The organism is Pigmentiphaga sp. YJ18 (assembly GCF_038066655.1).
Classification (GTDB): domain Bacteria; phylum Pseudomonadota; class Gammaproteobacteria; order Burkholderiales; family Burkholderiaceae_B; genus Pigmentiphaga.
Genome location: NZ_JBBUKU010000001.1, coordinates 1,224,022 through 1,238,094, shown reverse-complemented (window position 1 = coordinate 1,238,094; position 14,073 = coordinate 1,224,022). Strand labels below are relative to the sequence as shown.

Sequence of the window (14,073 nt, the reverse complement as noted above, 5' to 3'; positions counted from 1 at the left end):
CGCCCGCCGCGCCGGGGTCCGCGATTCAGTGCAGCCGCCCGCCCAGCCGCTTGAACGCGAACGGCTTCATGCCGTCCAGGTTCAGGATGGGCTCGGAACTGGCCCGCACCCGACGGCGCGCGGGCAGTTCGGGCAGGCGCGGCTCGACCTCGGTCGGCGCTTCCCCGCGCCAGGCGCCCACCGCCGCCTCGACCACCTCGGCGATTTCCTCGCCGCGGTTGTACTGGGCCCGCAGCCACTTGCTGTCGCCGCCGTGCGTGAAGATTTCTTCGCGCAGGGCCTCCAGCAGGTCCGCGGTGCCCAGGCCGCGCGCCACCGGCATCAGCCGCTCGAAGGTCATGCGCAGGTGTTCGCTCAGGCGGATGCGGCCCTGTACGGGATCGACGTAGTTGCCGTGCAGGCCGAAGCGGGTGGCCTGGAAGCGGTTGGTCCGGTAGGCCATCCACGCCTCGGCGCCGGGCGTGGGCTCGTCGGCCAGGACGATGCCCAGCGCCTGCGCGAAAGCGGCCAGCTGGCACGCCTTCTCGACGGTAAGCGGGGTATCGCAGACGCGGATCTCGACGGTGCCGAACTCGGGCTTGGGCCGCACGTCCCAGTACAGGTCCTTGATGCTCTCGATCAGGCCCGAGCCCTGCAGCTGGGCGAAGTAGGCTTCGAAGCCGTGCCAGTCCTCCACCTCGGGAGGCAGGTGCCCGCACATGGGGAAGGCGTTCAGCGCGTTCAGGCGGCTGCACGCGAACTGGGTGTCGACCCCCTCGAAGTAGGGCGACGAGGCCGACATCGCGATGAAGTGCGGCACGTAGGGCGACAGCTTCTGGGTCATGGCGATCGCGGCATCGCCGCTGGGCACGCCAAGGTGGATGTGCTGGCCGAACACCGTGAACTGGCGGGCCAGGTAGCCGTACATCTCGGACAGGTACTGGAAGCGGGGCGAATCGAAGATGGTCCGGTCATGCCAGCGCATGAACGCGTGCGTGCCGCCGCCGGCCACGCGCACGCCAACGGCGTCGGCGGCCTCGACCAGCAGGTCGCGCATCTCGCGCATCTCTTCCAGCAGGCGGGCGGGATCGGTGTGCACCGATGAATTCAGTTCGATCATGGACCGGGTGATCTCGGGTTTGACCCGGTCCGCGTAGGGATGGTTGGCGATCTGGGCAAGCAGCTCTTCGGCGGCGCCCCGCAAGTCGAAGGTTTGCGGATCGACGATCTGGAGTTCGAGCTCGATGCCCAGCGTGTTGGGCGCGGATGCCGTGAATGCGATGGACTGCATCGGGGTCTCCTTTGGAAAGGTGGCCGGGGTGAGTCATCTACCCGGGGGGCGACGCCGGACGCGCAGAGGCGTCGGGGCAGCATCACGTGAAGGAATCGTTGGGCGAGTTTAGCCGCTGGTTGATGACAGATTCCGGAAAATTGACCGATCTTAAGTGTTTCCCCTAGGCTGGCACCCGAAATATCGGCGCCCAGGAGTAAGCATCCACTGACAAATCAGCAAAAACGCGGGAGTGCGGGAGGAACCCGCCGGAAACGCCCGGCCGGCCTGAAGGACGGGCGTGGAGGCGCGGGCAGGCGGATTGAAGGTGTTCGTGAGTATGCCGCGCCTGCCGACGCGATGACAGGGGCCATTATAGCCCCATCGGGGAAGAGTACGTACTTACACGAAGACCGGCGCGAGGCGCCGGTCCCCGGGGCTTCAGTGCAGGGTGACGGGATGGTGCATGTAGTCGTCGAACTGGCTCAGGAACTCGTCCACGTCTTCCATCGAGGGCTCGGTGGCGATCAGTTCCCGCACCTGGGAGCGGAATTGCTCGGCCGATTCGCCCGCGATGTAGATCTCGCGGCGCGCCTGCTTGTCGACGATTTCGAATCCCCCCGCGGAGGCGCCATCGAGCTGGGCGAACTCCACCACGACATAGTTGGGACTGTTGTAGATCATTTCCATGGTCTGGCTCCTGGAGACAGGGGTCTGACCGACCACCTGTTCATTAAGTTGGTGCCTACGTTTGGAAATCAAGAGGGCCAACCGGATTGATACCGCCTATCGGCCACACCATGCTCGATACCGGCCTAACCCCCGTACAGCTTCACCGCTCCTGCAAAACCTGGGCCATCCAACTGCCTGCGCAACTCGGCGACATGCCGGGCCGCGCTGACCTCGATCCACAGCCGGGCCGGCCGGGCTTGCCGGAGCAGCCTCGCCACGGTCACCCGCAGCGGTAACTGCCCCACGCAACAAACGCACCCGGGCGCCAGCTGTACCAATTCGACCCCCTCAGGGGCGGACAAAGTTCCCGGCCCGCCCTCGACGATCACCGCCTGCAACCCTTCGCCCACCTGTTTTTGGGCATTTTCCAATGCCAGGCTGCGCCCTTCACGTAAGTGAGTGCCAACTAATATTACGACGGGGACAGGCTTCATTTCCGCCAGAATGCCCGGGTGAACAGGACGAGTACAGCAAACAATTCCAAGCGGCCGATCAGCATGGCGAAGGTGCATATCCAGGTCTGGGCGTCGCTCAGCACGGCGAACGTGGCCGCCGGGCCGACGTCCGCGAGGCCGGGACCGGTATTGCTGAGGCTGGCCAGGACGGCGGTAAAGGCCGTGACGGGATCCAGGCCCGTGTAGAGCATGGCCATGGTCAGCGCCATCAGCGAGGCCCAGTACAGCAGCATGAAGGCCATGACCGAGAACACGACCCGGTTGGGCACCGGCAGGCCGCCGATATGCACCGGATTGATGGCGCGCGGGTGCAGGATGTGGATGAGTTCCCGGCGCGCCTGCTTGACCAGGATCACCACGCGGATCATCTTGATGCCGCCGCCGGTGGAGCCGGCGCAGGTGGCGAAGCAGGAAAGCACCAGCATCCAGACCGGGGCGAAGATGGGCCAGGTCGAATAATCGGTGCTGACGAAGCCGGTGGTGGTCGCCACCGACACGGTGTTGAACAGCGCGAAGCGCAGGGCGGTCCAGACCGAATCGTAGTTCCCCCGCTGCAGCAGGAGCGCGGTGATGGCCGCCACCGAGATGGCCAGCACCGCCAGGTAGGCCTTGGCCTCGGTGCTGCGCCAGTAGGGCCCCAGGCTGCGGCGCCGGAACGCCTGGAAGTGCAGGGTGAAGCTGATGCCGGCGATGGTCATGAACACCACGGCGACCATCTCGATGGCCGGCGATTCGAAGGCCGCGAAGCTCGCGTCGCGGGTCGAGAAACCGCCCAGGCCGATGGTCGAGGCCATGTGGCAATAGGCCTCGTACCAGTTCATGCCCGCCATCCGGTAGGCCAGCAGGCACAGGACCGAGATCAGCATGTAGATGGCATACAGGCCCTTGGCCGTGCCGGTGATGCGCGGGGTGAGCTTCTCGTCCTTCATCGGGCCCGGCGTCTCGGCCCGGAACAACTGGCTGCCGCCGGCGCCCAGCATGGGCAGGATGGCCACCGCCAGCACCAGGATACCCATGCCGCCTATCCAGACCAGGGTGCAGCGCCAGACATTGATCGACGGCGGCAGGTTGTCCAGCCCGGAAAGCACCGTGGCGCCGGTGGTCGTGAGGCCGGACATGGCCTCGAAATAGGCGTCGGTCATCGACAGCGGCGCGCCGATCTGGTGGTAGTAGAACAGGAGCGGCAGGGTGGCGATCAGCGCCAGCACGCTCCAGACCAGGGACACCAGCAGGAAACCGTCGCGCGGCGTCAGCTCGCGCCGCTGGCTGCGCGTGGCCAGGCACAGCAGCAGTCCGGCGATCAGGCCGACGATCATGGCATGGATGAACGCGTCCCGCGCCCCATCTGAAAAGATGAAGGACGTCGCCAGCGGAATCGCCATCGTCATCGAGAACAGGGCGATGACGAGTCCGAGGACGTGCAGGACCGGTAGCAGTTTGCGCATGCAGCGAGGCCGGAAGGATCAGAAGAAGGTCGCCGAGACCTGGAACAGCTTTTCCACCTGCGCGATCAGCCGCTGGTGCGCCACGAAGACGATGACGTGGTCGTCCGACTCGATGATGGTGTCGTGGTGCGCCATCAGCACTTCATCCTGGCGCACCACGGCGCCGATGGTGGCGCCCTGCGGCAGGTCGATGTCCTCGATCCGGCGGCCCACGACCTTCGAGGACTTGGCATCGCCGTGGGCGATGGCCTCCAGGGCCTCGGTCACGCCGTGCCGCAGGCGATGGACGGACACCACGTCGCCGCGCCGCACGTAGCGCAGCAGCTCGCCTATGGTGGCCTCGGACGGTGAAATGGCGATGTCGATGCGGCCGCCCTCCATCAGCTCGCCGTAGCTCTTGCGCCCGATCAGCGCGATCACCCGGCGGGCGCCCATGCGCTTGGCCAGCAGCGACGACATGATGTTGTCCTCGTCGTCGCTGGTCAGCGCCAGGAACAGGTCCATCTCGGCGACGTTCTCGTCCTCCAGCAGGTTCTCGTCGGTGGCGTCGCCGTTCAGGATCAGGGAACGGCTGGGGAGCTGGGTGGCCAGGAATTCGCAGCGCCGGCGATTGCGCTCGATGACCTTGACGTCGCACTGGTCGCTGATGCTGCGGGCCAGCCGCAGGCCGATGTTGCCGCCGCCGGCGATCATGACCCGCTTGACGCGCTTGTCGCTCTCGCGCAGCTCGCGGATGATCTGGCGCACGTGGCGGGTGTTGGCCAGGAAAAGGACCTCGTCGCCCGGCTCGATGCGCGTGTCGCCCTCGGGCGGCACCAGCCGGTTGTTGCGGAAGATCGCGATGATGCGGACATCGGCGCCCGGCAGACGCTCGCGCAGGGTCTGGATGGGCTGGTCCGCCAGCGGGCTGCCGGCGGCGGCGCGCACGGTCACGGCGCAGACGCGGCCGCCGGCGAAGTCCACCACCTGGAGCGCCTCGGGGATCTCGACCAGCTTCTCGATGTAGCTGGTCACGCTGCGCTCGGGGCAGATCAGGTGATCGACGTCGAAGCCGTCCTCGGCCATCAGCTCCTCGTGGTCGAGGAACTCGGACGAACGCACGCGCGCGATGCAGCGCGGCACGTTGAACACTTTCTTGGCGATCTTGCAGGCGACCAGGTTGCTTTCGTCGGCGGTCACGCAGGAAATGAAGAGATCGGCGTCGGCCGCCCCGGCCTCCTGCAGGGTGGACACGTGGGTGCCGTTGCCCATCAACCCCCGCAGGTCCAGGCGATCCTGGAGCACGGACAGACGGGCGCCGTCGGTATCGATGACGGTGATGTCGTTGTGCTCGGACACCAGGTTCTCGGCCACGCTGGTCCCCACCTGGCCAGCGCCGAGTATCAGGATCTTCATACGCCGCGTTTACGCGAGAGTTCGATTCCCAGTTGCTTGAGCTTGCGGTACAGGTGGGTGCGCTCCAGCCCCGTCTTGTCGGCCACGCGGGTCATGCTGCCGCCCTCGCGCGCCAGGTGGTGCTCGAAATAGACCCGCTCGAAGGCGTCGCGCGCCTCGCGCAGCGGCAGGTCGAGCGAGAGGCTGAGCAGCGGCGAACGCGGCTGGTTGTCGTGCATGGCCACGGTGCCCGCCGGGCGGTCGACGGCCGGCGCGAGCCCGGGGGCGGGCGCACGCATGCCGTCGCCGGCCGCGGGCGGCACGGGCGCGTAGCCCGGCATGGCGGGCCGCGCGGGGGTTGGCGGCGCGGCCGGCTTGGCACCCGTCCGGCCCCGCTCCAGCGCGCCGGCGATGGTCTTGAGCAGGCGCGTCATGGTGATCGGCTTCTCGAGGAAGTCGATCGCGCCGATGCGGGTCGCCTCGACCGCCGTATCGATGGTCGCGTGGCCGCTCATCATGATGACGGGCATGTCGAGCAGGTCCTGGGCGGCCCACTCCTTGAGCAGCGTCACGCCATCGGTGTCGGGCATCCAGATATCGAGCAAGACCACGTCGGGACGATTGGCGGCGCGCAGCGCGCGCGCGGCCGAGGCATTTTCGGCCAGATCGACCGTATGCCCTTCGTCGTAAAGAATTTCCGACAGGAGTTCGCGGATGCCGACCTCGTCGTCAACCACCAAAATTCTGGCCATATCTTTAGCAACCTCTGTTACGCGGACTGCGCCCCCGCAGTCTCGGAAAAACGCGCGGCATCGTGTGCAACGTCCGTACCCCCGGCGAGCCGAGTGAATAGTATAGAGACCATTGCCCCACCTTCGGGCCGGTTGGCAAGATCAATTCTGCCCCCGTGCTCCTCGACGATCTTCTTGACGATGGCCAGCCCCAGCCCCGTTCCCCGCACCTTGGTCGTGATGTAGGGTTCGAAGGCGCGCTGCAGGATGCGGGCGGCGAAGCCGGTGCCCGTATCGGTCACCATGAATTTGATGGACGCGTGCTCGCGGCCGTCGGGCAGCCGCGTCTGGATCAGGCGGGTGCTGACCGAGATGCGGTCGCTGGGCGTAGGCCCGGCCGGCGCGCCGTCTCCCGCCTGGCGGGCCGCTTCCTTGGCCTTCTCTTCGATCGAGTCGCGGGCGTTGGCGATCAGGTTGTGGATGACCTGGCGCAACTGGGTGGCGTCGCCGCGCACGCGCGGCAGCACCGACTCCAGGTCGACCGACAGCGCGATGTTGCCGGTGCCGGCCTTCAGCACGCCGCCCGCCGTGTCCCATCCGTACAAGGTCAGTACCTCGGCCACCAGCTCGTTCAAGTCCAGCAGCTGGTGCTGGGCCGGCGGCGTCCTGGCGTATTCGCGGAAATCGTCCACCATGCGCTGCATGGAACTGACCTGGTTGATGATGGTGGTGGTCGACCGCTTGAGCATGTCGGCGTCGGGCTGCGCGAGCTTGTCGGCCAGCTTGATGGCGATCCGCTCGGCCGAGAGCTGGATGGGCGTCAGGGGATTCTTGATCTCGTGCGCCAGCCGTCGCGCGACCTCGCCCCAGGCGACGGCGCGGTTGGCAGAGATGACCTCGGTAATGTCGTCGAACACGACCACGTAGCCCCCACTCGCTCCCGCCACCGGCAGGTGTGATCCTCGCGCGAGCAGGGTAATCGTATTGTCGTCGCCGTTGGGATCGGAATTGTTACCTTCGCGCACGGCTTGCGTGCCGGCAGCCAGCTGCGGCCGGACGATCTCGAACTGCTGTTGCCAGTACTGGCGCCCGGTGCCCGCCGCCGCGTGCTCGGCGAAGGCCGTGCGTATGGTCTGCGCGAAGGCGGTCAGCCCGTCCACGGTTTCCAGCGGCCGCCCGGTGACCGCGCGCAGGTCCACCCGCAGGATCTGCTGGGCGCCGCGGTTCACGGTGGCGACGCGGAAGGCCTCGTCGAACACCAGCACCCCCGACGACAGGTTCGACAGGATGCTTTCCAGGTAGACGTTGCTGCGTTCGAGCTGGCGCCGGTTGCTCTCGACCATGCGGCGCGCCTCGTCCAGCTGGCGGGTCATGGCGTTGAACGACCGGGTCAACTGGCCCAGCTCGTCGCTCTGGGGCGGCTCCGGAATGGGCCGGTAGTCGCCCACTCCCACCGCCTGCGTGCCCTCGGCCAGGCGCAGCAGCGGCCGCACCATCCGGGACGACAGCGAGAAGGCCGCCGCGATCGCCGCGAACACCGCCAGCAGCAGCGCCAGGGTCAGCGTGATGCCGTACAGCTTGCGCAGGCCCACCCGCGACAGCGACAGCTCCTGGTAGTCGCGGTAGCCGCTCTGGACCTCCTCGGCGTTGCTGGCGATCTGTTCCGGCACGCCCTGCAACAGCTGCAGGTAGCGCGACTCGGCCGGCAGCACGCCGGGCAGCTCGAAGCCGCCCACGGGCGCGATGGGAACGATCACTCGCAGGCGCAGGGCGCCGCCGTTGGACGTATCGCGGGTCGTGCCCAGCGGTCCCTGCACGCCGTCCACGGTGGTCGGGCTGGCGGTGCTGTTGGCCTCGGCGGCCGCATAGGAACGCGCGATCTTCAGTTGCCGCAGCACCTGCGGCGTGGGCGTCTCCGGCACCAGCGTGCCGTAGGAGTTGGTCGACCAGGCGATGACCCGGCCGCTGGAGGTGAACACCATCGCGTCCTGCACCCCCACCTGCTCGCGCAGGCGGGTCAGCGACAGCCCCACGTTCGACTCCTGGTTCTCGCCCAGTTCGATCGACATGGTGCGCGCCTTGGCGTTCATCTCCTGGAGCTGCGAATCGAGCGCCGCCCGGCCGAGGTTCAAGCCGGACTCGAGCGCGGTATCCACCCGCACGTTGAACCAGGACTCGATGGAACGCGACAGGAACTGCACCGACAGCATGTAGATCAGCACGCCGGGCACCACCCCCACCAGCGCGAATGCCAGCGCGAAGCGGGAGGTGAGCCGGGCGCCGAACTGTCCGCGCCGCAACTGCCCCATCAGCCTGACGGTCAGCGCGACCACCCAGGCGAACAGCGCCAGGGCGATGATGGCGTTGAGCCCCAGCAGCAGGCCGTACTGCTGTTCCAGGCGGGAGGAGTTGCCGGTGGACCAGGCCAGCAGGAACAGCAGCAAGAGGGCGCTCACGCCTCCCATGCCCAGGAGGACGCGCAGGAAGCGGTTCAGGATACGTACGCGGCGGGTTCGCATCATTGGGACTCCGTGGGAGGAGTCAGGCCCAGTCCCCGGGGGCTCGGGTGGGGCGATCCGCCTGGCAGGACCAGGCCATTGCCGCCGGAGGAGGCGCCGTTGGCGGGGACGATGGGCGCGGAGGGCGACGGGGGCGCCGACTGGGCGGGAACGGACTGCATGGGCACGGCGCCGGAGCCGGCGGGGGGCTGCACGGCATAGGGAGGCGGCACCGGAGGCGGCGGCAGGCCGGGCTGGGCGGCGGCGGGCGGCGCGGCATTGGAACTGGGCTGCGGCACGACCTCCTTGCCCAGGCGCACGCTGAATTCCGTCCAGGGCGTCGCCAGCGACCAGTCGCTGCTGTTCAGGGCGTTGACCTGGAACGGCTTGGAAAGCTGCGAGATGTCGAACCGTACGCGCAGCCGGCCTTCGTAGCGCGTGTCGGAACTCAGCGCGTCGCGGTCGCCGATGCGCCAGTTGCGCACGTGGCGCACGACCGACAAGGCCTCGACCAGCGACCCCACGGGCAGCGCAAGGTTGCCGGAATGCACGCGCCACTGGCGCGTCAGCGGGTTGTAGACGATGCGCCATGTCTGGTTCGAGGACAGCACGACCTCGTCGAACCAGTACCAGCGGGGCCGGCGGATCTCGACCTCGACCGAGAAATACAGCGGCAAGCCGCGCGCGACGGCATCCTCGAGCTGGTTGTTCAGATCCAGCAGGACGTCGGCACTGAGGAGCAGGTCACGGCCGCGTTCGGTCACCGTCACGGACTGGACGGCGGGCTCGGATGCCGGGGCTTGGCCGCCCCACAGCAACATCAGGGCGACGACCGGCAGGATCAGGACGCGGCGGAGTCGGAGAATGATCAAACCTTGGCAAACAACGCGTAGAAAAACCCATCGTGCTGCTCGGCCGGCCGATCAGGCTCCGCCTGCGTGAGCAATTGCCCAGGCGCAGGCAGCCGTGCCGCATCGGGGTGCCTGCGCTGGAAAGCCTCGGCTTGCCTGGCCCCCTCCGCGGGAAAAATCGAGCAGGTTGCATAAAGGAATTTACCACCGGGCGCCACCACCTGCCACAGGGCGTCGGCAATCCGGGCCTGGAGCGCGGCGGTATTGGCGACATCGCCCTCGCGCCGCAGCCAGCGGATGTCCGGATGGCGCCGGACGATGCCCGATGCGGTACAGGGCACGTCGGCCAGCACCGCGTCGAAGGGCCGCCCGTCCCACCAGGCATCCAGGTCGGCCACGTCGGCGGCCTGCGTGCGCGCCGACAGGCCCAGTCGCGCCAGGTTGGCGTCCACCCGCTCCAGCCTGCCGGCGTCGACGTCCAGCGCCAGCAGGTCGAGATCCGCCAGCTCCAGCAGATGCGCCGTCTTGCCGCCCGGCGCCGCGCAGGCATCCAGCACGCGCATGCCGTCCTTCACCTGGAGCAGCGGCGCGGCCAGTTGCGCGGCGGCATCCTGGACCGACCACCATCCTTCGGCGAAGCCCGGCAGTTGCTGCACGGGCCGAGGCTGGGACAGCGCGACGCCCGTCTCGCCCACCGGCAGGGCATCGACGCCGGCGGCGCGGAAGGCCTCGAGCAGCGCCTCGCGGCGGGTGCGGCGGCGGTTGACGCGCAAGACCATGGCCGGTGGCCGGTTGGCGGCGCGCAGCAGCGATTGCCAATGGTCGGGATAGTCGATGCGCAACCGCCGCACCCACCACTCAGGATGGTTCCAGACGGCCTCGGGGCGGCGGTCGGCGGCGTCCAGCACGCTTTCGCGTTCGCGCAGGAAACGCCGCAGGCTGCCGTTGACCAGGCCCTTGAAGGGCGCGAGCGAACGCTGGCTGGCGGCGGCGCGCACCGCCTGATCCACCACCGTATGGGGTGCGTAGCTGACGCCGGCGGCGGCGGCCTCGCCCTCGTCCGCCACCAGCAGCGAAAACGCCGTCAGCAGCAAGGCATCGAGCAGCGGATCGGCCGGCTTGCGGGGGATCAGCGCCTGCTTGACCGCGCGGGCCCGCCCCAGCTGGCGCATGGCGTGGAAGGACAGCGCCTGGGCAGCCGGGCGCAGCGGCGCGGCAACGCGCGACAGCGCATCGGTAAGGGAAGCGCCCGCCAGCACGCCCTGCACGGCGCGCGCGGCGGCCAGCAGGATGTCGGACAAGGGGGCCGACGCGGGCCCGGTGGTCGCGGGCGCCATCAGGAAAGATCGGGGCTCCAGCCCCGCACGAAGACATCGGCCGGCTGGCGCTTGCCGCCGGCCTTCTGCAATTCGGTCAGGCGCAGGACGCCCTGGCCGGTGGCCAGGTCCACGCCGGCGGCGCCCGCGCGCACGACGCTGCCGGGGCTGGCCTGCGCCGCCTCGTCCAGGGCCTCGGCCCGCCACACCTTGACCGGATCGGCCAGGCCGGGCAGCCGCACCGTGGCGCCCGGGACCGGATTGAAGGCCAGGATGCGGCGCGCCAGTTCGGCGGCGGGCCGCGAGCAATCGAGCGCCGCCTCGGCCTTGTCCAGCTTGGCGGCGTAGGTCACGCCCTGAGCGGGCTGCGGCGTGGCCGGCAGGCCGTTTTCGTCCAGACGCGCCAGCGCCCGCACGATCAGTTCGCCGCCCAGCACGGCCAGGCGGTCGTGCAGTTCGCCGGCGGTCTGGCCCGCCTCGATCGGCAGCGCCTCTTCAAGCAGCATGTCGCCGGTGTCCAGGCCCGCGTCCATCTGCATGATGGTGATCCCGGTGCGCGCGTCGCCCGCCTCGATGGCGCGCTGGATGGGCGCGGCGCCGCGCCAGCGCGGCAGCAGGCTGGCATGGATGTTCAGGCAGCCCAGCCGGGGGATGTCCAGCACCGCCTGGGGCAGGATCAGACCGTAGGCGGCCACGATCATCGCGTCGGCCCGCGCCGCGCGCAGCGCCTCGTGGGCATGGGCGGCCTCGTCGGGATACTTGCCGTCCAGCCGCAGGCTGCGCGGTTGCAGCACCGGCGCGCCCACTTCCAGCGCCGCCGTCTTGACCGGACTGGGCGTGAGCTTGAGCCCGCGCCCGGCCGGCCGGTCCGGCTGGGTCAGGACCAGCGCGATCGTATGCCCGGCACCGATCAGGGCCTGGAGGGCGATTTTGGCGAATTCCGGCGTACCGGCAAAAACCAGATGCATCTGATGCTCCCCCCTACGCGCTTCGCGCGCCCCCCAGGGGGCGAAACCGGCGGACCGGCAGAGCCGGATCCGCGGTTTCCTGGATAGGGCTCGCTGCTTGGCGGACGGCCTTGCATGCCAGTTCCGGGGCGGGTGGGATGGGATCGTTGATTGTCGGAGGGGGAATGATACATGGTCCCCCCCTACGCGCTTGATACATGGCCCCCCTACGCGCTTGCGCGCGCCCCCCAGGGGGCGATGCGGGTGGACCGGCAAAGCCGGATCCACCGCATCCTGGGTCTTCATGAGGTATCTCGGTGCGGAGCACCGCATACTTGCTTTGATCTTGGGCGCCGAGGATCCGGCTTTGCCGGTCCGCCAGCGCCGCCCCTTGAGGGGAGCGGCCATAGGCCGCGTGGGGTGGGCTTTCCCTCCGGTCCGCTAGCGCCGCCCCCTTGAGGGGGAGCGGCCGAAGGCCGCTTGGGGGTGGGCTTCCCTTTGGGCTTCCCTTAGACCTTTTCCAGCTTGCGCAGCTTGGTCTTGATGCGGCTTTGCTTGAGGGGGGAGAGGTATTCGACGAAGACCTTGCCTTCCAGGTGGTCGAGTTCGTGCTGGACGCAGACGGCCAGGATGCCTTCGGCGTCGAATTCGTAGCGTTCGCCCTGTTCGTTGGTGGCCTCGACCTTGATCCGGGCGGAGCGCTTGACCTCGTCATAGATGCCGGGCACCGACAGGCAGCCTTCTTCGTAGACCTGGGTTTCCTCGCTCTTCCAGGTGATGACCGGGTTGATCAGCACGAGCAGGTCGTCGCTGTGTTCGGAAACGTCGATGACCACGATGCGCTCGTGGACATCGACCTGGGTGGCGGCCAGCCCGATACCCGGCGCGGCGTACATGGTCTCGGCCATGTCGCGGACGATGCGGCGGATGCGGTCGTCGACCACGGCCACCGGCTTGGCTTTCTTGTGCAGCCTTGCGTCGGGATAGTGAAGAATGGGTAGCAATGCCATGGTTGTGTTGCCGTTGTCCCTCGAATGGGGCACTTAACAGAATAATGGGGCCGGTTGGCCGGGATCCAAGGGGCAAGATACCACAGCTTCCCGGCGCCTCCGGCGGGCCCGCGCGGGCCGCGGATGGCGGCGGATCCTGCTATTAAATATAGCGGGAGGCATTGCCGCCAACGCCTGCCCTGGCCATTGGACGCGCCGGCGCGCGATCCGTTCGGCGACGATGCAGGACATCGATGTCCTGCCGGGGACCACCCTGCCGCGCCTGCCGTGTTTAGATAACGGCATGCCTCTCGCCCACACTCCGGAAGAATTGTCCGCCTGGCTGCGGCTCACCCTCGAACCCGCCATCGGGCCTGCCACCGCGCGCGACCTGCTGCGGGAAGTCGGGCTGCCCCAGCGCCTGTACAGCCTGTCCCGCGACGAATTGGCGGCCCTGCTGCCGCCGCCGCTGGCCGCCCAACTGGCCCGCCCGCTGTCGCGCGAGCAGGCCGCCGTCCTCGAGCGCACGCTGCGCTGGGCGGAACTTCCCGGCCACCACCTCCTGACGCTGGCCGATGCCGCCTACCCCCGGGCGCTGCTTGCCATCCACGATCCACCCCCGCTGCTGTACGTGGCGGGCGATCCGGCCCGGCTGTCGCCCCAGGCCATCGCCATCGTCGGCGCCCGTCACGCCACGCCCGACGGGCTGGCGAACGCGCGCGCCTATGCCCGCCATCTGGCGCAGCGGGGCTGGTGCATCGTCAGCGGCCTGGCCCTGGGCATCGACACCGCCGCCCACGAAGGCGCGCTCGAGGCCGGCCCCAATGCAGGCGGCACCGTGGCAGTGGTGGGAACGGGCGTCGATGTGGTCTATCCGCCGCGCAACCAGGACCTGGCCGAACGGATCGCCGCGCAAGGCGCCGTCGTGTCAGAGTTCCCGCTGGGCCTGCCCGCGCTGCCGCACCAGTTCCCCCGGCGCAACCGGCTGGTCGCGGGGCTGGCACGGGGCACGCTGGTGGCGGAAGCGGCGGCCCGCAGCGGGTCGCTCATCACCGCCCGGCTGGCGGCGGACGCCGGCCGCGAGGTGTTCGCCATCCCCGGCTCCATCCACTCGCCGCTGTCGCGGGGCTGCCACGCCCTGATCCGGCAGGGTGCCAAGCTGGTGGAATCGGCGCAGGACATCCTGGACGAGCTGGGCTCCCCGGCCGGACCCAGTCCGCTTGCGCCTGCGCCGGAACCGGATCCGGCCCGCCCGCAGGACCCTCTGCTGGCCGGCATGGGCTATGGCCCCATCCATATCGACGCGCTGGCCGCGCGCACCGGCCTCGCGGTTCCGGCGCTTCAGGCCAGGCTGCTCGAACTGGAATTGCAGGGGTGGATCGCCCGGCTGGACGGGGGCCGCTACCAGATCACACTCGGGCGCTGAACGCCCTGGTGTGCCACGCGAACAACGCATGAGCAGCAAATGCCTGACAATTTGCCTAGG

11 protein-coding genes are annotated in these 14,073 nt (G+C 68.8%); 1 reads left to right on the top strand and 10 read right to left on the bottom strand.

Features of this window, described 5'->3' with window-relative positions:
* Positions 1-25 precede the first annotated feature (25 nt).
* From WKR98_RS06080 to def, 10 genes are all read right to left on the bottom strand, one after another.
* Positions 26-1,270, bottom strand: a complete 1,245-nt coding sequence (locus tag WKR98_RS06080; RefSeq protein WP_124687291.1) for a YbdK family carboxylate-amine ligase — start codon at positions 1,268-1,270, stop codon at positions 26-28.
* A gap of 420 nt (positions 1,271-1,690) precedes the next feature.
* Entirely contained in the window at positions 1,691-1,939 is a 249-nt protein-coding gene (locus WKR98_RS06075) for a BTH_I0359 family protein (protein WP_124687290.1), read from the bottom strand.
* A gap of 472 nt (positions 1,940-2,411) precedes the next feature.
* Positions 2,412-3,881: a TrkH family potassium uptake protein gene (locus WKR98_RS06070; RefSeq protein WP_124687289.1), complete on the bottom strand. Its 1,470-nt coding sequence runs from the start codon at positions 3,879-3,881 to the stop codon at positions 2,412-2,414.
* 18 nt (positions 3,882-3,899) lie between these two features.
* Entirely contained in the window at positions 3,900-5,276 is a 1,377-nt protein-coding gene (gene trkA / locus WKR98_RS06065; RefSeq protein ID WP_124687288.1) for a Trk system potassium transporter TrkA, read from the bottom strand.
* The gene (locus WKR98_RS06060) at positions 5,273-6,007 is read right to left on the bottom strand and encodes a response regulator (protein ID WP_124687287.1); all 735 of its coding nucleotides are present in this window, start codon (positions 6,005-6,007) and stop codon (positions 5,273-5,275) included. Before WKR98_RS06060 ends, trkA begins: the two co-directional genes overlap by 4 nt.
* Before the next feature lie 17 nt (positions 6,008-6,024).
* Positions 6,025-8,481 carry a sensor histidine kinase gene (locus tag WKR98_RS06055; RefSeq protein ID WP_341433807.1) on the bottom strand — a complete coding sequence of 819 codons (2,457 nt, stop codon included), beginning with the start codon at positions 8,479-8,481 and terminating at the stop codon, positions 6,025-6,027.
* Positions 8,482-8,504: 23 nt separating this feature from the next.
* Complete coding sequence (locus tag WKR98_RS06050; RefSeq protein ID WP_238160256.1) at positions 8,505-9,356, bottom strand: DUF4390 domain-containing protein; 852 nt, start codon at positions 9,354-9,356, stop codon at positions 8,505-8,507.
* Complete coding sequence (rsmB, locus tag WKR98_RS06045; protein WP_445936093.1) at positions 9,353-10,675, bottom strand: 16S rRNA (cytosine(967)-C(5))-methyltransferase RsmB; 1,323 nt, start codon at positions 10,673-10,675, stop codon at positions 9,353-9,355. Before rsmB ends, WKR98_RS06050 begins: the two co-directional genes overlap by 4 nt.
* Positions 10,672-11,619 carry a methionyl-tRNA formyltransferase gene (fmt, locus tag WKR98_RS06040; protein ID WP_341432360.1) on the bottom strand — a complete coding sequence of 316 codons (948 nt, stop codon included), beginning with the start codon at positions 11,617-11,619 and terminating at the stop codon, positions 10,672-10,674. The genes rsmB and fmt overlap by 4 nt, the downstream gene beginning before the upstream one ends.
* Positions 11,620-12,107: 488 nt before the next feature.
* Positions 12,108-12,608 (bottom strand): peptide deformylase, encoded by a 501-nt coding sequence (def, locus tag WKR98_RS06035; RefSeq protein ID WP_124687284.1) that lies wholly within the window; start codon positions 12,606-12,608, stop codon positions 12,108-12,110.
* Positions 12,609-12,891: 283 nt separating this feature from the next.
* On the opposite strand from def, the gene dprA reads away from it, so the two are divergent.
* Positions 12,892-14,013 carry a DNA-processing protein DprA gene (gene dprA, locus WKR98_RS06030; RefSeq protein ID WP_124692165.1) on the top strand — a complete coding sequence of 374 codons (1,122 nt, stop codon included), beginning with the start codon at positions 12,892-12,894 and terminating at the stop codon, positions 14,011-14,013.
* The last annotated feature ends 60 nt before the right edge of the window (positions 14,014-14,073 follow it).

Excerpts from the sequence above, each read along its gene's own strand:
- def (WP_124687284.1), bottom strand. The coding sequence starts at position 12,608 with ATGGCATTGCTACCCATTCTTCACTATCCCGACGCAAGGCTGCACAAG.
- dprA (WP_124692165.1), top strand. The coding sequence starts at position 12,892 with ATGCCTCTCGCCCACACTCCGGAAGAATTGTCCGCCTGGCTGCGGCTC.
- WKR98_RS06070 (WP_124687289.1), bottom strand. The coding sequence starts at position 3,881 with ATGCGCAAACTGCTACCGGTCCTGCACGTCCTCGGACTCGTCATCGCC.
- trkA (WP_124687288.1), bottom strand. The coding sequence starts at position 5,276 with ATGAAGATCCTGATACTCGGCGCTGGCCAGGTGGGGACCAGCGTGGCC.
- WKR98_RS06075 (WP_124687290.1), bottom strand. The coding sequence starts at position 1,939 with ATGGAAATGATCTACAACAGTCCCAACTATGTCGTGGTGGAGTTCGCC.
- WKR98_RS06060 (WP_124687287.1), bottom strand. The coding sequence starts at position 6,007 with ATGGCCAGAATTTTGGTGGTTGACGACGAGGTCGGCATCCGCGAACTC.
- fmt (WP_341432360.1), bottom strand. The coding sequence starts at position 11,619 with ATGCATCTGGTTTTTGCCGGTACGCCGGAATTCGCCAAAATCGCCCTC.
- WKR98_RS06080 (WP_124687291.1), bottom strand. The coding sequence starts at position 1,270 with ATGCAGTCCATCGCATTCACGGCATCCGCGCCCAACACGCTGGGCATC.